Genomic DNA, 22237 nt, shown 5'->3' on the forward strand with positions numbered 1-22237 from the left:
CCGAAAAGAGTAAAAAGCAGGGAAGAAGGCCTTGGGCTTATGTATGGCCTGCACCTTATTTATTTTGTTTCCTGCTGGTTTGCTGCGGTTCTTTGGTCCCATAGCCATACTGGTAACCGTAGCCATAGCCATAGTAGCTGTAGCTGGCGGACTTGAAGTTGACTCCGTTGATGATGTACGCCATGTTGGGCAGTTTCCCCTGATCGGCCAGTTGCTGGATTTGGAACAGATAGCGTTTGTCTATTTTTCCGCTGCGCACGGCGTACAGGGTAATATCGCTCAAGGATGCCAGAATGGCGGTATCTGCCAGAATGCCGTAGGGCGGAGCGTCGATGATGACGGCATCATACTGTTTTTTGAGGATGCCGAGGATATGGCCCAACAGGGGATGGCTGAGCAGGGTGACCGGATTGGGCACCATGGGGCCGGTGTAAAGGATATCCATGCCACGGGAGTTTTCTCCCAGGGGGCGAATGATGCCGGTGGTGTCGGGGTTCTGTTGGAGCAGGATGGAAGTGAGTCCTTTGCGTCCGGAACCGCCGAGACGCCGGGTCAGGGAGGATTTGCGGAAATCTCCGTCAATAAGCAGTACTTTTTTGCCGGCATAGGCGAAAGCTGCGGCCAGATTGGCGGAGGTGAAGGTTTTCCCTTCTCCGGGGAGGGTAGAGGTAACCAGAATGACGTGTCCTCCCTGTTCCGGCCTGGGGAGCATGGAATCTACGTTATTGCGCAGGATGTGGAAGCATTCCGCGATGACGGAATGTTCGTCCTGAATGAAAAGACCGGTATTTCTACTTTCTTTTTTGTTCATCTGGGGCAGTTCGGCAATGACAGGCTGCCTGTTTGTGGACGGGAGATCGTGTTTATTGTTAACCTTGTTGTTCAACATGGCCGCTCCCATGAAGGCAAATATGCTGAACAGGGCACCTCCCGCCGTTCCTCCCGCGATGTATTGAATGGTTTTTGGGGAAATGGGAAAGTTGGGCCCATGGGCGGTTTCCAGAACCCGGGCGCTGGATTCCGTTACCGCCATAGCCAGGGCGTTTTCCTGTTCCTTGCTTAAGAGCATCAGGTAAAGTTCCTCCTTAACCTTGTGTTCGCGGACCAGGGGAATGATTTCCTGTTCCCTGCTTGCTGTCTCCGTGAGTCGTTCAGTAAGGGAATCCCGTTTGCTGATGAGCTGGTTGAGCTTGAGATTCAAATTGCTACGGTAGTTGGAAAGAGCTTTGTTGGCGGCCGCCCTGGTGGAATTCATCCTGTCGCGCAAGCTCACTGTAATTGGGTTCTGGGAACCGGCGCTTCCTGCAATTTTCTGATATTCCAGATAGGCTTCGTTATAGTGTTCTATCTGCCGGGCAATACCGGAATCGGGAAGTCCGGTTTCCACGGAAATCAGGCCCTGTTTGCGTTCGGTTTCCTTAAGATTGTCTGCCAGGATGGCTGCCAGTTTGATTTGTGTTTCGAGATCGAAAATTTCTTTTTCCAGCGCCTGGGACGTGCTGAAGTCCGCGCTCATGGTGGTATCCGTATCCTTGACAATGTCGCTTTTCGTCTTGAATTCGGTGATCTTTTTGTCCACGTCACTCAGGGCGGCTCCGAGTTCTTTCAGGCGGCTCTGGATGAAGTTTTCCGTTTTAAGGGCCGCCTTGTTTCGTTCATCCTTGGAAATTTGGTTGTAAACCTGGATGAGGTGGTTGAGGACGTCTTCCGCTTTCTGGGGATTACTGGCCGTCAGGGACATTTCCAGAAGGCTGGATTCTTTGGCGTCCGGACGGGTGACTGTCAGTCCGTGGAGCAGGTTGTTAGCAGTTTCAAGCACGGGCTTGTGCCGGACAATGACAGTTTTTTCATTCCACGCATCGGTCATCAGGGATGTTGGATGGATGGAAATGACGGCAAAGGGAAGTGTAAGAGGTTTTCCGTAAAACCCTTCCAGCTGGACTGATTCCCCCTGGTTATTGGAATGGCTAAGCATGAACCTCTTTTCATCTAGAGGCGTGATCTGCAGGGTACAGGCTCGTTGCTTATCGATCCGTTCAAAATGGACCAGCAGGGGGCTGGTTTTGTAGAGGTCGATTTCCCTGAAATCTTTTTTTTGCCAATAGGAAGTGTTGAGATTGAGGTCTTCCACCACTTTTTTCATTAATGCGGTGGATTTGAGGATGAAGCTTTCGTTGGCCAGGTTGGCTGCGCCGGAATCGATGCCCAGCTCTGCCATAATGCGTTCCGAAGATGCGTCACTGCTCGTTTTGGCATCGCGCATCAGGACGCTGGCCGTCTTCTGGTAAATGTAATTCTGTCGGCCGGCTAGGTAGTAAGCCGCCGTACCTCCGGCGAGGGCTGCCAGAATGATGATAAACCAGTAGCGGCGCAGGACGAGCAGCACCGTGTCCAGGGAAGTTGTTTCTTCTGTGTTTTCCGTAACAGGCGGAGTGGGAGCGGTATTATTTGCCATGGAGGAAAGAGGGTGGAATGTTGTTTGGAAATACTGGACCCCTGGGGAAGCGGTCCGATGCAATCGGACCGTCCCTATATTTCCGTTCACAGGTATGATTAAGCCGGATGAGAAAGAGGCGGAATGTCCGTTACAGGCACAGGGCGATCACGGCCAGAGTGACACCAAGCCCGGAGAGACCCCAGCCGTACCATTGAGCAGCGTCGCTGCGCGTGTTGACCTTGCGGTCTGAGGGTGTCACGTAAATGATGTCGTTTTGCTGGATGTAATAATAAGGAGAAGTGAACAAATCCTTGCTGCGCAGGTCGATGCTGGCGATTTGACGGGTTCCGTTGGTTTCCCTGATTAACGTGACGTCCCGGTTGCCGTCAATATTAAGGTCTCCGGCCCGGCTGATGGCCTCAAGAATGGTTACGCGCTGGCCTTCAATAGTGTAGGTTCCGGGAGCATTGACTTCGCCCAGAACGGAAAATTTGAAGTTCATGATCTGAACATTGACGGAGGCATCCCGGATGTAGTCATTGTTCTTGAGAGTCGCGGCAATGTCGGAGGCCAGCTGGGAGCAGGTTTTGCCCGCAGCCTTCATTTTGCCGATGACGGGCAGGACGATGCAGCCCTGGGCATCCACCAGATATCCTTTGGGTTTGTTGCTGGAGGTGCCGCTGGCGGAACCGATTTCAGACATGGCAAAGGGGGCGGTGAGCTCCGGCTGCTTGCTGCTGACCGCGATATAGAGCTGGTCATCCTTCTGGATGGTCGTCTGGTAGTTTGCCTTGATGGTTTCTCTGGAGTTTCCGGAAACATCCTGGATATAGAGTACTTCCTTGGGGCTGACGCAGGAAGGCAGGAGAGCGGCTCCGGCCATGGCCAGGGAGCACAGAATGGCTTTATTGATGAGGTTGTTTGTATTCATTTGGTGAGGAAGGAGGAAACGTTGCTTTTAGGAGGAAAGATGATGCTAAAAACAGGGAAAGAGGCCATTCCGGCTCAAAGGATTTTCTTCCTTGCCCCGGAAGCACCACGGGAATGGCGTGATGCCCTCCATGCTTTCAATCTTCCGGAAGTTTGAAAGAAAAAGGCCGCTATATGTTCAGTCATCATTTTAAATTTGATGATTTTGATTTTTTTTGTTTGAAACAAGCAAGGATTTGAAAAAGGGGGATATATTTCCCCTCACATGGAAAAATCGGGAAAATAATCATCAATAATGAAAAGATACTGGCAGAAGCAGTACCGCCGGGTAAAATGCCGGGGAGTGGCCGCTGACTTGCCTGCACATGAAAGTCGTGACTGGTTAACGGATTGTAATTTCAATGCCATGAGGAAGAGCATTCTCAATTAGCGGATTAACTATCCGCTGGAAAAAACCATGTATTGCACAATGTCCTCGCACAATGATGGGTAAATGTCATAATTGATTGAAAATCAAATTATATTTATTATATATCATGAAATTTGAAATAAGCTCGGCCAAAAAACATTCACAGATATTCTCTATGATTTGCCAATCTGTTTTTTCCGCCTGTGAATCTGCGTAAATTCCTTTTTTTTAAAAAAATAGTTTGACAGCGGATAGTTAATCCGCCCGCAAAAAAAGAGTCCGAATTTTTCATCCGGTTTCTCACAGGTCATTACATTGACCAACAACGATTTATACTTATTCAGCATACTGTTCGTTAAGAGCTTCCACGATTCCCCTGGAAGCTTCTGGAATGTTGATACCCGGGCCGAAGATAGCCACAACTCCGTTTTCCTTCAGGAAGTCATAGTCCCGGACGGGAATAACACCGCCACAGAAAACCAAGATGTCCAGAACGTCTCTTTTTGGTTTCGTTCCAGTTTTTTATGGGATACGGGCATGCCCGTATCCCGGAGTTCGCTTTCCAGGTCTGCAGGAATGGAACAGCCGCGTGTGGAAACGAGAATACGATCCGCCATCTGATCCACAAAGACACCGGGGATTCCATCCCCTGCCCCGTCCATGACCCGGAACATATCCGTATCCGGCGGAATCAATTCCCTGTTGCGTTCCACGCAATGATGATCATTTCTCTCTACGGCAGAGCAAAGAGTAACGGATGAAGAACGTTCCCGCAATGTCAAAGAAGCAGGAGCCTTATTTCCTCCGGAGCAAGAGTTCCGCCAGGAAAAAACGGTCACCCGGACGGCCCAGTTTTCTCAAATCGGATGATTACAAAAAATTGCCTGCAAGGCAGAACCTTGCAGGCAACAACATTTTTAACTGCCGGAAAAGAGATTCTCAAGCTCTTCGGCGGCGAGCCATCAGGGCCACCAGCCCCAGCAGGCTCAGGGACGCCGTGGCCGGTTCCGGAACGCTGGCTGTTTCTCCGGAAATAGCCAGAGCATTGAACGTAGGCGTGTGGGCGGAACCCGGAGTATTCACCGTCAGAATAATTTCGCCATCTTCATTGGCAATAACGTCACTAATGGTGTACCCCGTGGGAGTCCGGGCCTGAATTGTCTGAGAGTTCGCACCTATGGAAGGATCCGCGCTGCCGTAGGTATTGGAAGTCACCAGGGAATTCCAGGCACCGGCCCCCTCAAGCGGACACCCGGTAACAAGGGCAATCTGGTAGGAAGCACCAGCCACCAGACCGGAAATAGTCAGGGAAAGAGAAGCTCCTTTGGGGCCGGAGATAAAGGTCTGCCAAGAGTTTCCGAAAGAAATCTGGTTTTCCATGAAAGAATCCAATCCCTGTGTATCAAAAGAAGTTCCGGAGGAAACCCAGTCCCCAGAAGCGGCGGAAGAAGCAGAACCCAGATTCGCGGAAGAGGATGCCGTAGCCAGGGTTGCAACAAATCCTGAACCGGAATCGGTTACAGAAACAGTCTTGGCAGGAGTTTCCGGAAGCAGAGAACTGTTAAAATCAAATAATACAGTAGCAGCACTCGCGGAAAGCGCGGATACCACAGCCAACATGGAAATAGAGGCGATTCTTCTCATAAATAGCAGGTAAACAGCAACTGATTTCAGTAAGTAACGGATTTGAAATTCGCTGGATGTTTCATAACTCATGAAAAAATGTCGAACGGCACATTTTTTTTAATAGATATTTAGGCTAATAATAAATAATCAAATGGATATGAAAAATAATCATTGAAATTGATTCGGTTTTATTGATTTGCGGTGCAGGGGCGGTCTTTTCTCAGGTAAAAAAGGGAATTCCTGGCGATACTCTTCCAGAGTGGCAAAAGTGTTTAAAAACCGTATTTCCGGTCCGTAAGCCGGCAATTCCTGTTTTGAGGGAAGCGGATTCGGGCAATTCTTTTTCTTCCCTGTTTAGCCTTGAGTTTGGGGCGAAGAATTGCTAGAATAGAAACAGGTATGGCATTGGATATGCAGGAACGTCATGCATTTGAGCATGAAGAGGGGCGTTCCCCTGTTTGGATTGGAATGGCATGGGGTGCCGTGTCTTTGTTGGGGGGGGTGGCTCTTCTGGCTGCTATGCTGACATTTGATGTGCGGGAAATAGGCTGGAGTTATTTAAATGGCTCCGGGCTGGTTATACCGGGTACCTCCAATGTGCTGGGAACGGCGGGATTATATGGTGCAGGAATTTTTTATTGGATGCTGGGAGGCATGGCCTGGATGCTGGTTATCCTGTTGGAGTGGTGGGGGCTTTACCGCCTGCTCCACCATGGAAGGCTGCCCCGAAGCGTGGTTTACGGCGGTTTGTTCCTGTTGTTGTTCGGATGCCTGTTTCTGACGGCCGGGCATGTGCCGGGGAATGAATGGGTGGCGCGCCACCAGATTCAGGGCGCCGGGGGGCTGGCGGGCCATTTGCTGGGAACTGGTCTGTTTCTTCCGTTGGCCGGGAGATCCGCTGTGCTGGCGTTTTCCGGGCTGGGCTATTTGCTGGCCTTGGTTTATGCCGCCGGGATGCGTCCCCGGCCGTTTTGCCGGGCCATGCTGCGGGAATGGCGTGCCTGGCGTATGAACAGGAAGGAAAAAAAACTGGCGCGACAGACCGCTCTGCTTGCCAGGGAAGCTGCCCGCGTGAGGGCCAGCATGGAAGATGCCGCTTTGTCCGCTCCCAGGCCGGTTAGAAAGGGCCGGGCTTCCGTTCCCCGTCTGCAGCGCACCGGGGACGATCTGGAAAGTTTGTATCATGAAGCGGCGGCGGTTGCTCCGTCCAAGCCGGAGGATTCTGTTCCGCCTCCCAGCGCCCCGCGAACCCAGGGCCGCCTTCCCCTGGCTCCGCGCCCCAGGATTACCGTTGCGGAACCGGCGGAAATGAAGCCCGCGCCCAAAGAGCAGCCTTTTTCCAAATTGTCCACTCCTCCCACGGAGGAATTCCGCGAGTATGAGCTGCCTCCCTTTGAACTGCTGCATTATGAAGAAAAGCCGGAAGGCCCTACGGCAGAGGACAAGGAAGAAATGCTGGAAATACAGCAGAAGATTATTGATACCCTGACGACATTCCGCGTGGACGTGACGCCTGGGGATATTACCCGAGGCCCGACCATCACCCGTTATGAAGTGTATCCCGCGCGCGGCGTGCGCGTAAATACTTTTGACCAGTATGCGAAGGATATTGCGCTGGCGACCAAGGCGGAAAGCGTGAACATCGTGGCCCCCATTCCGGGCAAGGATACGGTAGGTATTGAAATCGTCAACCGGAAGAAGGTGGCCGTTCCCCTGCGGGAACTTTTGCAGGATCCCGCTTTTTGTTCCCCCAAGAAAAAGATTCCGCTGGCGCTGGGGAAGGACGTGTATGGACGTACCGTGATCGGGGACTTGGCGTCCATGCCGCACCTGTTGGTGGCCGGCGCCACCGGATCCGGAAAATCCGTGTGCATTAACAGCATTATTTCCTCCATGCTCCTGAAATTCCGTCCGGATGAACTGAGGCTTATTCTGGTGGATCCGAAAGTGGTGGAAATGCAGCCTTATTCCAAGCTGCCGCATCTGATTGTTCCGGTGGTGACGGATCCCAAGAAAGTTCCCAATGCCCTGCGTTGGTGCGTGAATGAAATGGAGCACCGCTATCATTGCTTTGCCAAGGTGGGTGTGCGAAACTTTGAAGCTTTCAACAAGCGCCCGCCGGATGTTCCTGCGCAAGAGACGGAGGAACCGGAAGACGGGCAGGTGGATGAATCTTTGGCGGAATCCATTGCCAGAGACCTGGAATCCCAGGGGGAATGGCCTGTGGAAGAAGATGATGAACTGGATCTGGAGGACGACGGAGTTATTCCTGAACGCTTCCCCTACATCGTCATTATTATTGACGAACTTGCGGACCTGATGCAGACAGTAGGAGCGGACATAGAAACGAATATTGGACGTCTTACCCAAAAGGCCCGTGCCGCAGGCATCCACCTTATTGTGGCGACGCAGACGCCAAGAAGGCAGGTGGTGACGGGGACGATCAAGGCCAATATCCCGACGCGCATCGCTTTCCAGGTGGCGAGCGGTACGGATAGCCGTGTGATTCTGGACAGGCAGGGGGCGGAAAAACTGGTGGGCAAGGGAGACCTTCTGTATTTGCCGCCGGGTTCCGCCCAGGTGGAGCGGGCGCAGGGAGCCTTTATCTCTGACGATGAAGTGGAAGCCCTGGTGGCCCACTGTGCTTCCCAGGCCAAGCAGAAATTCCATGAAGAGGTTCAGAAGTCCCTGGACGAGCCTTCCCGCGGAGGTGCGGACAGTCCGCTGGATGACGCGGAAGAGGAATGCTATGCCAAGTGCCTGGAAGTGGCTGTTGTGGAACGTAAGGTAAGCACCTCCCTGCTGCAGCGGCGTTTGAGCATTGGATACGGCCGTGCAGCGCGCATGATGGATTTGCTGGAATCCCGCGGCATTATTGCCCCGGCGGATAATACCAACCGTCCACGCAAGGTGCTGGTGGAATGAAACGATGAAAAAACTCCCCATGAGACGAATTGTTTCCCTACCTGTTCTGGCGGCGTTTGTGGTGCTGGGGGCCTCCTGTTCCCAGCAGGTGCAGCAGCCCGTTAAGAAAGCAGTCCCTCCCCCCGTATATGTGGGCAAGGTGGAGCAGGTGTATCCTAATCATCATTATGTGCTGATTGCTCTGGCCGGGAATGTTTATGAACCGGGAACCGTGCTTATCTCCCAATCTCCGGGCCGGGAAGAAAAATGCAGAGTCGCCAACCTGATTGTGACGGAGGAGCGAATGGGGCGTGCGCGCATTCCTGCGGATATCCGCAGTGGCGCTGTGGAGGCGGGGGACCTGGTGTTCCTGTATCGGAACCTGGCTGTTCCGGAAAGTACCGGAAAGATGGATGAGCAGAAGCCGGTCAGCCCTGAACCGGAAACGGATGAAGACAGCAAGGTTGTTGCTCCGCCGATTGCCCCGGACGGCGGCAGGACGGCGGACGGGCTGATGCCTCTGCCCGGGGAGCAGCCTGTTCCGGCCTCTGCGGATCAGGAGCGGATTTCCCGAGAGCGGGAGAAAATACTCCGGGAGTTGGAAAGCGTTCCGGACAGGCTGGAAGAACCGTGGAGCAGGACTTTCTCCGGAAAACCGGTGGAAAGATAACCGGATGCGGAGGTATCCGCAATGTTTCCCAGGGCGGGAAGGAGCTCCTGAAGATGAGGCCAGGTATTGGGAATTCAGATATCAGTTTCTTTGAAACGGACGGATGACCTGTTCCAGTATTCCTGATAAACCCGATCCTCCTGTCCATCCAGATTCAACTGGTACAGGCGGAAAGTGACCGGAATATTTTTGGGTTGCCACAGCTCTTCATAGGAATATTGGTAGCGCATGCCCAGCTGTTTCATGACGCCTCCGCTGCGGGGATTCCTGATATCGTGTGTGGCCGTGATGTAGGGCATGCCGTCTTTCTTCAACCGGGCGACAACAGCCCTGGCCGCCTCCGTGGCAAAGCCTCTGTGCCAGAACTCTTGAAGCAATCCGTAGCCGAGGTCATGGCTGTCGTCCGTGCCTGCGTGGATATACCCTGCCGGGAGGTTGCTGTTTTTCGGGCAGATGGCGTAATGATACCCGTAAGGCCGTTTGTACACTTCCCGGTACTTTTCTTTGAACAGGGACGCCGCTTCTTCCAGGGAGGTTAATGGAAACCACGGCAAATACGTGTTTACCTCTTCATTGCTGTAAATATTGAACAGGGCCTCCAGATCATTTTCCGTGAATTTTCTCAGTATTAATCTCTCGGTTTCCAATAAGGGGGTATTGGCGGAATTCATGGATGGAGCTTAAGGTTTTTTTCCGTTTAATTTTACTATTTACACAAGGGGTGTCAAATGATCCGGTTCATGCTTAGGCCTGATGTTGCGGTACGGGTTCCTGCCTGTTTCCCGGGATGCCGTTTTGCTGCCGGCGCGTATGGGGGGGACAGCAGAAGCGTGCATGGCAACAGTTTTCCCAAATGGGGAAACTGCCGTATGTTTTTCCGGATATGTCTATTTTTTAGATTCATTCAATATTTGCTTGTTTTTTCACGGCGTCTTATTAGGATGCTTTCGCTTACGCAACCAGATGACTAATTTATGAAATCCATCAAAGGAACAGAAACAGAAAAGAATCTTCTCAAGGCTTTTGCCGGGGAGTCAGAAGCGCGCAACCGCTACACCTACTTTGCCGGCGTAGCCAAGAAGGCCGGGTACGAACAGATTGCCGCTATCTTTCTGGAAACGGCCGACAATGAGAAGGAACATGCCAAGGTATTTTTCAAACTGCTGAAAGACGCTTGCGTTGAAGTAACGCACGCCGTCTGCACGGCTCCCCTGGAATCTACGGAGGATTGTCTGCTGGCCGCAGCCGCCGGCGAGCATGACGAATGGTCCGACATGTATCCTGCGTTTGCCGAAGTAGCGGACAGGGAAGGATTCCCCGCCATTGCGGAAACTTTCCGCAAGATTGCCTCCGTGGAGCAGCACCATGAAGCCCGCTACCTCAAGCTGGCTGAAAATGTGCGCGAAGGCAGGGTTTTTGCCAAGGAGAAGGAAATCCAGTGGAAGTGCCGCAACTGCGGTTATGTACATACCGGTTCCACTGCCCCCAAGGTATGTCCGGCCTGTGCACATCCCCAGGCATTCTTTGAAGAATTGGCGGACAATTTTTAATAACTTTTTATCCAGAGATATGGTTGAGGCCGGTTTCACGAGCTGATCGTGCAATCGGCCCTCTTTTTGGACTACGGACGCCTTACGCTGATGGACAGGGAACGAACGGATGCGGCTTGGGAAAAATATGGACGCAGCCTCTGGAATGTTGCCGGAAGCTACGGGTTGGGCATCGCCCTGATGCTGATTCTTCTGGCACTGACTTTTGCCGGAACGCTGTACCAGGTGAGGCTGTCTTCCTCCATGGGGTCGGAGGCTGCCATAGAGTCTTTTTTCGGGGCGGCGTATGTGCTGATACCGCTGGGCGGGGAGAACTCCCTGATTTCCCTGCCTCTGCCCGGCATGGGCATTACCTGCGTCCTACTGTTCATCAACCTGCTCATAGGCGGGATGTTCCGCATCCGGTGGACCTGGAGGCACGCGGGCGTGCTGGTGGCTCATGGTGGTATTTTGCTGCTGCTGGCAGGCATCATGCTGGGCAACAAAATGACGGTGGCTGTGGAACAGGTGGAACTGCCCCAGGGGGACCGGGTGCACGAATCTTCCCTTCCGTTTGATTTGCGCCTGAACCGCTTTGTGCCGGAGTTTTATCCGGGAACTTCCAAACCTAAATCCTATGAATCCCAGGTAACCGTCTTCCCGGAATCCGGCGGTCAGTATGACGCCGTTATTCGCATGAACGAGCCTCTGCGCCTTTCCGGCTGGACGCTGTACCAGATGAGCTGGGGTCAGGATTCCCTGCATCTGGGCAGGCTTATCTCCATTCTCCGCGCTTCCCATAATCCCCTGGAGCAGATGCCCAAATGGTCCTCCTACATCATCGCTGCAGGGTTGCTGTGGCATTTTGGCTGTGTTTTCGGCAGATACCTGCGCCGCAAACCCAGGCTTGCGGCTGCCGAATCGGAGGTGAAGGAGGAACCGCAGGCTGCTTCCGCCTCCGGCGGAAAAAAACGTCTGCGCCTGGCAGGCATTTGCCTGCTGGTAGCGGCCATCTTCGGCATCGGCATGCTGGCGGCGCGGCCTGCCGTCCATCCGGTTCTGGTGGAACATTATGTGCCCTGGTCTTCCTTTTTGGTGGAACGGGCCGGTGCCATGGCCGTTCAGGACGGCGGCCGCCTGAAACCTGTTTCTACTTATGCGGGTTTCCATCTGCTCCGGACGCTGGGTAAAAGAAGCTTGGTGATTGATACGCCGGAAGGGAAAAGGAAGCTCTCCCCAGTGGAATGGATGCTGGACAGCATGTTCCGTCCGGAGCTGGCGGAACAATACCCTGTTTTTCTGGTCAATCGAGAAGAGGTGGTCAGGCGCCTGCACCTGCCGGACCAGAAAGACAAGCGGAAAAAATACTCTTATGCGCAGCTTGCGGAACGCTGGGAGGAAATGACCCGTGCCGTCCGGGAAATCCGGTTGCTGGGAGAAACTAATCTGACAGAAGCCCAGAAGGAAATTCTGTCCCTTGCCCGCAACTTTGACGTGGTGCGGGGTTGGATGCTTGGCTCCCGAATCATGCTGGAAGACCCCGCCGCCATGGAACGGATGGAATTCCCGCGCTGGTTTCCTGCTGTCGGCCGTGATGGAGAACGCCTGTGGACGGCTGCCCCGGACAAAGCTGCCGGAGCCTTTTTGGCAATGGCGTCCCTGCTGGAACGCAAGGCAGTTGGCATGGCAGGGGCGGAGGCTTCCGCACTGCGGATGAAAGCGGAAGGCCTGCTGCTGGAAAAGCTGGTTCAGCCCAATGAAGCCGCCTCCGCCGGAGAGCGGCACGGCCTGGAAAGAGAAATTTTCTACTATCGTCTGGATCCGCTTTATGTTTCCCTGGCTGTCTTTGTGGCGGCGTTCGTGTGCCTGCTGCTCTGCGCGCTTTTCCGCCCGGTCGCCAACGCTCCCCTCTGGCGGCGTTTTCTCCGGCCCGGAGGTTTCAGCCTGGCGTGGCTGACAGGCGCGGGCGGAGCCGGAGTGCTGGCTGCGGCATTGCTCATCCGCGTGCTCATCACCATGAGGTCCCCGGTGGGCAATACGTATGAAACCATCGCTTTCATCGCCTGCATGGGGGTGCTCTGCGCTCTTGTGGTGGAACTTTTCAGTAAAAAGGGAATCGTATTGGCGGCGGGGCTTTTGCTTGGGGCTTTCTCCTGTCAGATGGGGATTTTGTATGAATCCTCCCAGGCTGTGGACCATATGGATCCCCTGGTGGCCATCCTGCGCTCCAACTTCCTGCTTTCCACCCATGTCATTACCATTGTGCTGGGGTACGCGGCCGGGTTGCTGGCGGCGGTGCTCTCCCATATATACCTCCTGGCTTCCCCCCTGCGCCTGATCGGCGGAAAAACGGAACAATCCCTGGACCGCATGGCTTACGGCATCTTGTGTTTTTCCCTGGTGTTTACGCTGGTGGGAACGGTTTTTGGGGGTATTTGGGGCAATGAATCCTGGGGGCGCTTCTGGGGCTGGGATCCCAAGGAAAACGGAGCGTTGATGATTGTTCTGTGGCAATTGACCGTATTGCATGCCCGGAAAGCCGGATGGCTGTCTTCCTGGCTGCTCCACTTCAGCAATGTGGTGGGCGGCGTTATCATTGCCTTTGCCTGGTGGGGCGTCAATATGCTGGGAGTGGGGTTGCACTCCTACGGGTTCACCTCCGGTCGGGATGCGTTAGACATGTTCTATGGGGCCGAGGCTGTATTGTGCGTCCTCTTCATTATCCTGCATTACCGTGCTCTCCGGCGTGTGGACATCAGGTAGGGAAACAGGTTTCAGAGATAATTCGCAAGCATATTCCCGGAAAGGAACAGGAAATTTTCACCTGCCTTCTTTTCTTTTTCCGGAATTTGCGGTGTCCGGAGTTTACTGATACGGAGAACAAGGAGATGAAAACGCATTTTTCTCATTTTCTCCTTGCCGGGTCCGGTTTTCCGGTATATATTCCCGCCACCTCATGCACGGATAGCTCAGTGGTAGAGCGGCTGTCTTACACACAGTTGGTCGGGGGTTCGAATCCCTCTCCGTGTACCAAAAGCTTTCTTTTTGAATAAAAAGCCCGCACAATGAAAGTGCGGGCTTTTTCGTTGTTTTTTAGAGGGTTAATTAATAAATAGTTTGTTAGGTGACAGGGTATGACGGGATATGAATAGTTGCTTTTTGATGCTAGTTATGATGCTATATCAGGCATGGCGTTTTTGAGATGCAGAAAGGGATCTCGGTTTTGGCATGCTTGTTTTTATGTGCCCACCGCATCCGGCAAGTGGAAACTTGTCACTCATAGTACCAAGATTGAAGTTGCTCCGGCGGGTGCTATATCTGAGAAGGATGCTCAGAGGCTTTTAAACAGCGGTATGGAGCGGGAGAAGGTGGAGGCTCTAAAGGAGGCGGGGATGTCCGCGACGGATGCGCGGAAGCTGGCTCAAAAGGTGGCTGATGCGTGGGAGTCCGCCGCAAAGAAGGGATGGACTGTTTTCCATATACGGAAGGTGATTGGGGAGTTGGCTGTAGAGGTGACAGGAGAGGAGGTTTCTGCTCCTACTGTGCGTGCTTGGTTTGGCGATTTTATTGCCGGGTTGGGCAGAAAGGGGAAGTCTGTTGCGACTGTCCGGAATTATCGGAATGCCGCAAACAGGTTTTATACATTTTTGGAAGACAGGGTTGATTGGTCAATGGAACGTATTACTCCCCGCATGATGAATGATTTTATGCTGGAACTGGCCGGAATGTTTGCCGTCAAGACAGTGAAGAAGGAGTTTGGGATGGTTTGCGCTGTTTTTAATGCTGCTGTTAAGTTGGGTGTGATTGAGAGGAATCCCGGAATGGGAGTGGAGCTGCCGAGGGATAAAAAGACGGATTCTGGAAGAATTGCCCGGCGCGGTTTTACGCTGGAAGAGTTGCGGAGAGTGTTGGAGCGATGTGATGAGGAGTGGAGGAGTATGGTGTTGTGTTCTCTTTATCTTGGTGGCCAGAGGTTGGGGGATGTGGCGATGCTGAGGTGGGATGCTGTGGATTGGGAAAAGGGAGTGGTGAAATTGGTGACTCAAAAGACGGGCCGGGAGATGGTGGTGCCGATGGTTCCGGTTTTGGCCGGAGTGTTGCGCGAGCGGCAAACTGTCTGTGGAGAGGATGCCGTGTTTGTTCATCCGTCCCGTGCCGAGATGTATGAGCGGTCTGGGAGCGGCAGGTTGTCTGCGGAGTTTTCCGGGATGTTGTTTGATGCCGGTTTGATTGACCGTGATCCACGATTGGCCGGGAAAAGATACAGGAAATTAACTCCTGCCAGAGACGGAAAGAGAAGGGTGAAGAATGAGCTGTCTTTCCACTCTTTGCGTTATACTGTAGCAACGATGCTGCATGATGCAGGAGTGGTTCCGGCGATGGTGCAGGAGATTGTAGGGCACTCTTCCGCCGCCGTGCATGCCGGGTATATTAAGTTTGGAGCGGAGGCGACGGAGAAGGCGTTGGAGAAGTTGCCGGAGTTGTAAAGTTTTTTCTTTATCTGATTTAAATTATAATTATTGTGACGATATGTGTGCAATGCGATTGGTAAGTAAGAAGGAGAATCCTGTTAGTGCGCTTTTGGCTTCTGAAAGTAGAGAACGCGCAAAAAAGTTTATAGATATACGGGTATTGTCTACCGAAGGGATAGAGGATGAAATAGATGTTTTGAGAAAATTGGCCAAAGATTATTATGAGGTCTGTGATGAAAATGTAAAACTTAAGAAAAATATATATGATATTAACAATGAATTGAATAAATTAAATTCTATAAGAGAAAAAGAGGTTGAGTTATTAGGGGTTTTAAGGGGGGAATTATATTCTTGTTGGGTGAATTCTAATTGTTTTATTCAAGGGACAATTTTCTTTTTCGCTGTAATTTTAAGTGTCATAGGATTTATATACGATGGTTCTTTTATTGGTCCTTTCGTGTTGTTTTTAATTGGGAGTCTGTTATCTCTTTTGAAGGGGTGGGATAGAAATGAACATTATGATTCTATGATGTATATTTGTTCAAAATTGTTGCTTGATAATAAGGTTGTGGATAGCAATGGAGATGATTGCCCTTTAACAATGAAAGAGCGTCTTGGTGTGGTAATGGTTGTTGTGCTAGTGACAATTTTTTTGAGTTTCATTACTGTGGATTGGTCAGTTATTTTTTGATGGAAGGAGTTTGAGCGCGTGTTTTGTTAGAAAAATGCAGATTCTAACAAATATTTCTTGAAGAGAAGGTGTAATTGTGGCAAGGAGTGGCTTAGTTTATTGGGGACAGTTTTTCCCAAATATCCAAGTCAAAATCACAATTAGAGAAGTAATAACCGATGATGTTACGCAGAGCCTGATTTTCTCTTTGCGCCCGGATTAGTTCCGATGCGCAGTATGCCGAGAGTTTCTTCGGTTGTGCGTTTCCGGGTGGCGGGATCGGAAGATTCCGTATGGGAGGGGAGGCCTTGTTTGGCTGTCTCCTGTTTTTCCGTGCCTTGTTGTTGAGAGGCCAGCCGGGCAGCAAGGCGTTCTCCTATATCTTCTTGTTCACTGCACCACTCCACCGCCATTGTACAGTAAGCGGAGAGTTCCATGCGGAGGCGTAGAGCTTCTTTTTCCACCCGTCTTTGAGTGTCGTAGTCCAAGCGCAATTCCATTTTCCCGCGATTGTCCTGATTCGGCAAATTAGAAGGTTGTATAGAAGATTGATATTGTGTTTGAAGCATCAATTCATTAATTTTCAAAATGGCCTTAGCAGGGACAATACCTTTAGTTTCAAACCATTTTTCTACAGTTCTTTTAGATTTGGCTCCACATTGTTTAGCGAGCCATTCTCGGTCTTTTCCTATTGTTTTGAGCCAAGATTTTATTTGTTCTTTGCTAGGCGTCATGCGCTAACAATACGGTCTTTTTGCGTATTGGCAAGATGATTTTATTTCTTGTTTACGAAAAAAAACCGTGTTTTGTTGTTGACGAACACGGTGTTTTTTCGTATTTGGGTGACATGCGAAAGACAGAGCGACCGGAAATAGATTGGTTGGGCCTGAGTCCGCGAGCAATGGCGCGGGTGATGGAGCTGAGTGAGCAATTAAAAATTACTCCTAAAAAGGCGTTTGAGTTGATGGTGGCGGAAGCTGCCACACAGGGAGCCGATGTGAAAGAAGCATCCGCAAGCAGGAAGAAGCTGAGAGCGGGGACTGTGGCATGATGGATTTGATGGAGGAGGAGTTGATGTTGCTGGGGTGGGATTACAGTCACAGTCCTTTTTATTGAAAAGATTTTATCTCCCGGCTCCAAGGTGGAGGCCAAGAACAACAACCAACAACTGAATGATATGGGTGTAATTGAAGATGATGGCTGGCATGGGGTTAATCCCTGTCCGGGAGGCCATTTTCTGGCGCAGGATGAGGAGAGCATCAAGCCCAGCCTGCGGAGGGATGAGAGGGCATGGTGTCCTTTGGTTCCCTCCGCAGGAAGGGTGCTCCCGGTGAGGATGGGTGATTTGCCTTGGGGAGGCAGGCCTTGCATGCGGGCGTATGGTACTCCGGGGAGGTGCTGCCGGGTGAGAGGGTGGTTGTGGGGGATTGGGGTAGTGGCGTGTTTTGTGTTGATTGGAGGTGTTTATGTCTGCGGCTGATGATTTTAACAAGATTTTGTTTGCGGATGCCGTGCTGGATTTGCTGGCCGCGAAAGTAGTGGAACGGTTGGCTGCAACGGGAGGCGGGCAGGATAAGGCTGCCGGGGTACAGGTGAAGGTGGAGAGTGGGCAGGATTGGGTGAGTGCTAAGGTGGCCCGTGCGGTGCTGGGGCGTAGTGATTCATGGCTTCACCGGACGGCCCAGCAGCATCCAGAGATTAAGCGATCCATGAAGCAACCGCACCAGAAGGTGGGGCGTCCGCTGTACAGTCTGCGAAGGATTTACCGAATTTTGGAAGATTCCGAAACAACCAAGAACCAAGACCATGAATAACAATGTGAAAGAACGGCCCATTCTGTTCAGCGCGGACATGATCAGGGCGTTACTACAGGAATACAGCATGCCCGGCCAGTACAAGAACCAGACGCGCCGCACGCGCGGCCTGAACCGGTTTAATGATTTCCCGGAGCACCTGAAAGAAAGAGGCTGGGAGATTCCAGAATTCGTCGAAGTCAAACCCGGCTTATGGCTGGCTGTCTGCAATGACGAACCGGATGATGATTTTAATCCGTGGGTAAGATGCCCCTACGGGAAAGCGGGTGATCGACTGTGGGTAAGAGAAACGTTTTTCGAGGTATATGATGATCAATTCCGGCCCACCGGGAAATACTGCTACGCCGCCACTCACCAAGGATATGTACATGTCTTGGACGAGGATGGAGGCATTAAAATAAACAAAGATGGAACGGAAGCGTCACCTTGGAAATCTGGTATTCACATGCCCCGGAAAGCGGCGCGGATTTTGTTGGAAATTACAGAAGTAAGAATTGAGCGGCTGTTAGACATTACACCGCAGGATGCCCAAATGGAGGGCATTGAAAGCGTCTGGCACGACGAAATAACTGATGCCCACTTATGGAAGGATTATTCAGGGAAATCCAATGGGCACATTTTTGCCCGGATGTCTTACTTTTCCCTGTGGGATAAATTAAAGGGAGCCGGATCTGCCCATTTGAATCCGTGGGTGTGGGTGATTAAGTTCAAGGTTTTAACGATTAACGGAGAATTGAAATGAAGAAGCTTTTATGTCCGCTGTGCGGGGAAATGCCAGAATATATTGAATTCGGATGCGGAGATGGAGAATCCGATTTAATTCAGTGTAATTGCGGATTATGCACTTCTGCTGGATCTTACCCAAACGGAGAAGAAAACTGCTGGAAGGACTGGGAAAAGCTTGTTTCCAAGTTTCCGCCTATCATGAGGGTCTGGCCGGGGGACAAGGTGAAACTTTTCGGGGAACGGCGGGCTAGAAGGATCATTGGGAAAAATGCGGGCCGGGGTGTTCTTTATCTGGAAACGGTTTCCGGGCCGCCTGACCCCGTGCGGCAGGATGATGTGATTCTGTGGCCATGGGAGCTTAACAGGAAGGAGGGCCAGCAATGATGCAGAACACATTTTATTGGGAGGCCGCCCGGTACATATCCGTGGCGATCATACCCGGTGCGGGGGCAAGGTATTTCACTTACGCCAACGAATCTGACGCCCGCCGCCATGAAACCAGCATGAGGGAGTGGCACGGCTCCCAGGGCAGTTTCACATATTACACCATCCGAGACGCCGGGAACATCCTGCGGGCGGCGGAACATTGGACCATGTGCCGGGATTGTAAACGATGCCGACCCTCCCGGCCCCATCTCCGCCAACAGGGGAAACAGCATGAATGCGACCTCCTGGGAACGGATGGGCACTGGTACGTGGACCCGGAGAAGGACGGCTGCACCTGGGGAACCAGAAGGGAGGAAGAACACAAACCGGAAACCAACAGTAATGATTAACATCCTCTTATCCATCAAAAAGCTTTTTTCTGTTTCTAAGAAAAAATTCCCTCAAACAAAAAAGAATGAAAAGGAATTTGTTTTCAAGCCGTGTTGCAGAAATTGCATTAACAATGAAGGAGATTTTTTTTGCTACACATACGGATTGTTTAACACTCCTGAAAGCTTAAATGATTATTGTCAAGACTGGGAGCTAGCAGACGACTGTGAAGAATAGTAAAAACGATTAACAATTAACAAGAAAGAATATGAATAAACAACGCCGCAAAGAGTTGGAAGATCTGCATGACGACCTCCAAAACCTTCTCGAAAAGCTGGAAACGATCATGGAGGAAGAAGAAGAGTATAAAGATAACCTCCCGGAAAACATGATCAACCGCATAGAGCAATCATACAATGCCATTTACTCCATGCAGGAAGCCTGTGAATGCATAACAAGTGCCATAAACAACCTTGAAGAAATCGAATAATCCCCATGAAGTCTGGAACGATAAAAAAGAAAAAGTCCGTAAGAAGGACAAAGGCGGCACCAAAGACGGTTGTCCGGCAAAGTTACATCTTGCGCAAGCGGCGCCTGCTGGCCATGCTTTGGAATCGCGTGAATGAGATTGAAAAGCGCGTGCCGAAGTCTCTGGATGAAGCCGTGGAGTTATCCCGGCAGTCCCGAAGATGGAGGAAGAGACTGGCAAGGTTTACCAAATTGAAAACAACGGCATTTCTGGCTTATGCCCTGCTTGTGGATTGCTGGGGTAAGTCACTACTGCTTGGAGCCGGCACCCGGAAGAAGATGGAGGATCTGATCAACAGCTCCGAATCAGTCAGGAATGCCGGGTATAAACTGGTTTGCCTGAGCGAGCTGATGACAGGTTCACCGCAGATCGACAAGATGGCATTTGCACAGGGGAAGGAGGGCCTATGAAGCTGACGCCTGAACAGAAAGCCTTTTTTGAGTACGGGAAAGCTCTTGGGAAATTGGAAAAATTTAGAGACGACCATAAAGGATGGAAGTGTGTTAATTTCCTCTCTAGGCGTCACTATTGGAGAAGCGGAAACTATGTTTGCTGCGAGACCCAAGATGTTACTGAACAGCACGCCCTGCTTATCCGTGACGCTTGGCAGAAACGAGCCGCATGCCGGGCGTGGGTGCCAATGGAGGACAGGTACTGCGGTAATTGCAAATATTCAGAGCGCAATGAATGGGATGTGCCATGTTGCGAATGATCTCATGTCAATATCGGAGAAAGCATAGACCGATGGGAGCCGAGAAAGGAGGAACAGGACAATGACTGAGCGGGAAAAGGCTTTTGAGAAAGCCAGAAAGATTTACGCCCTTGTTCAGGAGGGAATAGACGGAGAAAAAGAATCCGCAAGAGTGGCGTTTGAACGCATTTGCCGGGCACACGGTTTCGGCGAAGATGATTTCAATGATGAAATAATCGGCGAGTTTGAGATGGAGTATAAAAACCAGATGGAAATGAAGCTGGTCGCCCAGATTGCGGCGGTGTGCCGGGGTTCCTACGGTTCTTATGAATACAAATCGTATTTCAAGACGGTGTATCTAAAAGTTTCCCGGAAAGATTACGTCAGGGCCATGATTATGTATGATATGCTGTTGCCCCATTTCCGGAAGGAGTTTAAGAAGGGCAATAACAAGTACAAGGAAAATTTGAAGTACTGGTCTGATGCGGAGGTTATCGGTGAACATGGTGCGAGGTTTTGCATTTTGAAGCGCAAGCGGATTAAAGCCGAACAGGCCCGGTTCCGAAAGAAGTTCGCTTCCGCTTTTATTCTGGCTCATGATTTATTTCCCAAAAAAGAGAATGGGGAGTATGTAAAAGTCGAGGAATGGGAAGATGAAAATGAACAGGGGCAGAAGCTGATCGGCAAGCCCGGCGGCAGGAAGAAGGCGTTTCAGAAAGTCGATATGGAGCAGGTGATGATCTCCATGGGGATTTCCAAGATGGAAGTAAGGGACAGAGTAACCAACGGAGAATTGCCGGCATGAACAAGAACTATGAATTCGTCTATTCCCGGAGCCACGACGAAATGAGGGCCAAGGGAACCAATATCTACGTTACGCAGGAAGGAATCCACGAATGGAGCGCAATCAGGCGTCCTTGGAATTGGACAGAGCAAAGACACTACAGTTCCACTCCGTCAGGAGCCGTTAATAAGTTGTTGCGGGCGGAAGAGAAAGAAGGATGGAGATAAAGAGAAATGAAGGACTGGACAGGCAACAAAAGGACGTTAGGAGCCTTGCTGGGCGCATCCAATCACACCTCCGAAGAACGGCAACGGGAAGACTACTATGCAACAGACCCGGCTATGGTTAGGGATTTGCTCAATGCCGGCGCACCACTACGGAAACATGTATGGGAACCGGCCTGTGGGGCTGGTCATATCGTCAACGTCCTGCGTGAACGTGGGCACGAAGTGTACGCAACCGATATTGTTGACCGGGGATGCCCTGATTCCTGTCTTCAGGATTTTCTTTGGGAGTTTGACGGCGCACCTATGGGTGACGTGGACATCATGACCAATCCGCCCTATGCCACAGCCCGTGAATTCGTCGAGAGGGCTCTACAGGTTGTCAAGCCGGGGGCTAATGTCTGGATGCTGCTGAAATTGTCATTTTTAGAGGGTCAGAGCCGCAAGAGGTTATTTAACGATACCCCACCCGCGGATGTGTGGGTGTTTTCAGAGCGGCGGATTTGTGCGAAAAATGGTGATTTCTCCCGTTACAAGGCGGGAGCTATGGCTTACGCATGGTTCCACTGGGTCAAAAGCCGCAACACAGTCTGCACCATCAAGTGGTTATGAATTACAACTCCAACTGACTTTGACGATGCCGCGCAGGGAAATAAGAGACTGGTGCCAAGAGGTGGAGATGGATGAGTTAAGCTCTACCGGGGAACGTGTGTATGTCCGGCTGAGGATGGCTGCGGATAGCGCAGGGAGGTTTTACGGGGACGCTGAGTGGGTGCTGAGCAAGTGTTTTTCCTGCCGGGTGCATTTGTCCGTGGATGAGGTGGAACAGGCCCTGTGTGAGCTGGAGGCTGCCGGGATGGTCGTGAGGTATGATGCGGAGGGAGGACGGTATCTGGCGATTACGGAGTGGGGCGTGAGGCAGAGGAGCGAGCCTAAGTTTCCGGCTCCTCCTGTGAGGGTTGCGAGGCCCGGAGATGCCGTGTCAGACGGTTGTCCGTCAGCTGTCAGTCAGTTGTCAGACAAGCGTCAGTCAGTTGTCGGACATATGTCAGACAGTTGTCAGACA

Annotated in this window: 24 protein-coding genes and 1 tRNA gene; 19 read left to right on the forward strand and 6 right to left on the reverse strand. The window is 51.6% G+C overall.

The features are described from left to right. Positions 1-55: 55 nt before the first annotated feature. From WW58_RS02705 to WW58_RS12845, 4 genes are all read right to left on the reverse strand, one after another. Positions 56-2455, reverse strand: a complete 2400-nt coding sequence (locus WW58_RS02705) for a GumC family protein (RefSeq protein WP_046435195.1) — start codon at positions 2453-2455, stop codon at positions 56-58. 130 nt (positions 2456-2585) lie between these two features. Further along, a complete protein-coding gene (locus tag WW58_RS02710) occupies positions 2586-3368 on the reverse strand; it encodes a polysaccharide biosynthesis/export family protein (protein ID WP_046435196.1) in 783 nt (260 codons plus the stop codon). Between the two features lie 842 nt (positions 3369-4210). Beyond that, positions 4211-4489 carry a hypothetical protein gene (locus WW58_RS02715; RefSeq protein ID WP_180974637.1) on the reverse strand — a complete coding sequence of 93 codons (279 nt, stop codon included), beginning with the start codon at positions 4487-4489 and terminating at the stop codon, positions 4211-4213. Positions 4490-4715: 226 nt separating this feature from the next. Beyond that, positions 4716-5156, reverse strand: a complete 441-nt coding sequence (locus tag WW58_RS12845) for a PEP-CTERM sorting domain-containing protein (protein WP_215833514.1) — start codon at positions 5154-5156, stop codon at positions 4716-4718. On the opposite strand from WW58_RS12845, the gene WW58_RS12850 reads away from it, so the two are divergent. From WW58_RS12850 to WW58_RS02730, 3 genes are all read left to right on the forward strand, one after another. After that, positions 5155-5433, forward strand: a complete 279-nt coding sequence (locus WW58_RS12850) for a hypothetical protein (RefSeq protein WP_146021583.1) — start codon at positions 5155-5157, stop codon at positions 5431-5433. The two genes, WW58_RS12845 and WW58_RS12850, sit on opposite strands and share 2 nt — an antisense overlap. Positions 5434-5801: 368 nt before the next feature. Then, complete coding sequence (locus WW58_RS02725; RefSeq protein WP_022197078.1) at positions 5802-8327, forward strand: FtsK/SpoIIIE family DNA translocase; 2526 nt, start codon at positions 5802-5804, stop codon at positions 8325-8327. Positions 8328-8346: 19 nt separating this feature from the next. Then, on the forward strand, positions 8347-8976 hold the full coding sequence (locus WW58_RS02730) for a hypothetical protein (protein WP_128155320.1): 630 nt from the start codon (positions 8347-8349) through the stop codon (positions 8974-8976). A gap of 74 nt (positions 8977-9050) precedes the next feature. Here the strand turns inward: WW58_RS02730 and WW58_RS02735 are convergent, their stop codons facing one another. Continuing rightward, positions 9051-9647 carry a GNAT family N-acetyltransferase gene (locus WW58_RS02735; protein WP_022197076.1) on the reverse strand — a complete coding sequence of 199 codons (597 nt, stop codon included), beginning with the start codon at positions 9645-9647 and terminating at the stop codon, positions 9051-9053. Positions 9648-9950: 303 nt separating this feature from the next. Here WW58_RS02735 and rbr point away from each other — a divergent pair, with 303 nt between their 5' ends. From rbr to WW58_RS02760, 5 genes are all read left to right on the forward strand, one after another. Next, the gene (gene rbr, locus WW58_RS02740; RefSeq protein ID WP_031931504.1) at positions 9951-10526 is read left to right on the forward strand and encodes a rubrerythrin; all 576 of its coding nucleotides are present in this window, start codon (positions 9951-9953) and stop codon (positions 10524-10526) included. 48 nt (positions 10527-10574) lie between these two features. Continuing rightward, positions 10575-13268: a cytochrome c biogenesis protein CcsA gene (ccsA, locus tag WW58_RS02745; RefSeq protein ID WP_215833510.1), complete on the forward strand. Its 2694-nt coding sequence runs from the start codon at positions 10575-10577 to the stop codon at positions 13266-13268. A 195-nt stretch (positions 13269-13463) separates the two neighbouring features. Next, a tRNA-Val gene (locus WW58_RS02750) sits at positions 13464-13538 on the forward strand. A gap of 119 nt (positions 13539-13657) precedes the next feature. Next, complete coding sequence (locus tag WW58_RS02755; RefSeq protein ID WP_102738122.1) at positions 13658-14992, forward strand: tyrosine-type recombinase/integrase; 1335 nt, start codon at positions 13658-13660, stop codon at positions 14990-14992. 43 nt (positions 14993-15035) lie between these two features. Then, the gene (locus WW58_RS02760; protein ID WP_145987554.1) at positions 15036-15668 is read left to right on the forward strand and encodes a hypothetical protein; all 633 of its coding nucleotides are present in this window, start codon (positions 15036-15038) and stop codon (positions 15666-15668) included. 164 nt (positions 15669-15832) lie between these two features. Here the strand turns inward: WW58_RS02760 and WW58_RS12855 are convergent, their stop codons facing one another. Next, positions 15833-16381, reverse strand: a complete 549-nt coding sequence (locus WW58_RS12855; protein WP_102747734.1) for a hypothetical protein — start codon at positions 16379-16381, stop codon at positions 15833-15835. Positions 16382-16416: 35 nt separating this feature from the next. Between WW58_RS12855 and WW58_RS02770 the strand changes: the two genes are divergently transcribed. The 11 genes from WW58_RS02770 to WW58_RS02830 form a co-directional block, all read left to right on the forward strand. Next, a complete protein-coding gene (locus WW58_RS02770) occupies positions 16417-16698 on the forward strand; it encodes a hypothetical protein (protein WP_046435211.1) in 282 nt (93 codons plus the stop codon). 415 nt (positions 16699-17113) lie between these two features. Continuing rightward, entirely contained in the window at positions 17114-17461 is a 348-nt protein-coding gene (locus WW58_RS02775) for a hypothetical protein (RefSeq protein ID WP_046435212.1), read from the forward strand. Next, positions 17454-18203 carry a hypothetical protein gene (locus WW58_RS02780; RefSeq protein ID WP_046435214.1) on the forward strand — a complete coding sequence of 250 codons (750 nt, stop codon included), beginning with the start codon at positions 17454-17456 and terminating at the stop codon, positions 18201-18203. The genes WW58_RS02775 and WW58_RS02780 overlap by 8 nt, the downstream gene beginning before the upstream one ends. 364 nt (positions 18204-18567) lie before the next feature. Then, positions 18568-18963: a hypothetical protein gene (locus WW58_RS02790; RefSeq protein WP_046435218.1), complete on the forward strand. Its 396-nt coding sequence runs from the start codon at positions 18568-18570 to the stop codon at positions 18961-18963. 248 nt (positions 18964-19211) lie between these two features. Then, the gene (locus WW58_RS02800; protein WP_046435222.1) at positions 19212-19433 is read left to right on the forward strand and encodes a hypothetical protein; all 222 of its coding nucleotides are present in this window, start codon (positions 19212-19214) and stop codon (positions 19431-19433) included. Continuing rightward, positions 19417-19569: a hypothetical protein gene (locus WW58_RS12860; RefSeq protein WP_219724555.1), complete on the forward strand. Its 153-nt coding sequence runs from the start codon at positions 19417-19419 to the stop codon at positions 19567-19569. Before WW58_RS02800 ends, WW58_RS12860 begins: the two co-directional genes overlap by 17 nt. Then, positions 19547-19882: a hypothetical protein gene (locus WW58_RS02805; protein ID WP_288143397.1), complete on the forward strand. Its 336-nt coding sequence runs from the start codon at positions 19547-19549 to the stop codon at positions 19880-19882. Before WW58_RS12860 ends, WW58_RS02805 begins: the two co-directional genes overlap by 23 nt. 363 nt (positions 19883-20245) lie before the next feature. Beyond that, complete coding sequence (locus WW58_RS02815; protein WP_046435227.1) at positions 20246-20968, forward strand: hypothetical protein; 723 nt, start codon at positions 20246-20248, stop codon at positions 20966-20968. Then, positions 20965-21174: a hypothetical protein gene (locus WW58_RS02820; protein WP_046435229.1), complete on the forward strand. Its 210-nt coding sequence runs from the start codon at positions 20965-20967 to the stop codon at positions 21172-21174. Before WW58_RS02815 ends, WW58_RS02820 begins: the two co-directional genes overlap by 4 nt. Positions 21175-21180: 6 nt before the next feature. Then, on the forward strand, positions 21181-21783 hold the full coding sequence (locus tag WW58_RS02825) for a class I SAM-dependent methyltransferase (protein WP_102738119.1): 603 nt from the start codon (positions 21181-21183) through the stop codon (positions 21781-21783). A 25-nt stretch (positions 21784-21808) separates the two neighbouring features. After that, the coding region (locus WW58_RS02830) for a hypothetical protein (protein ID WP_046435231.1) at positions 21809-22237 on the forward strand (429 nt) is incomplete at its 3' end.

The organism is Akkermansia sp. UNK.MGS-1 (assembly GCF_000980515.1).
GTDB classification, from domain to species: Bacteria; Verrucomicrobiota; Verrucomicrobiia; order Verrucomicrobiales; family Akkermansiaceae; genus Akkermansia; species Akkermansia muciniphila.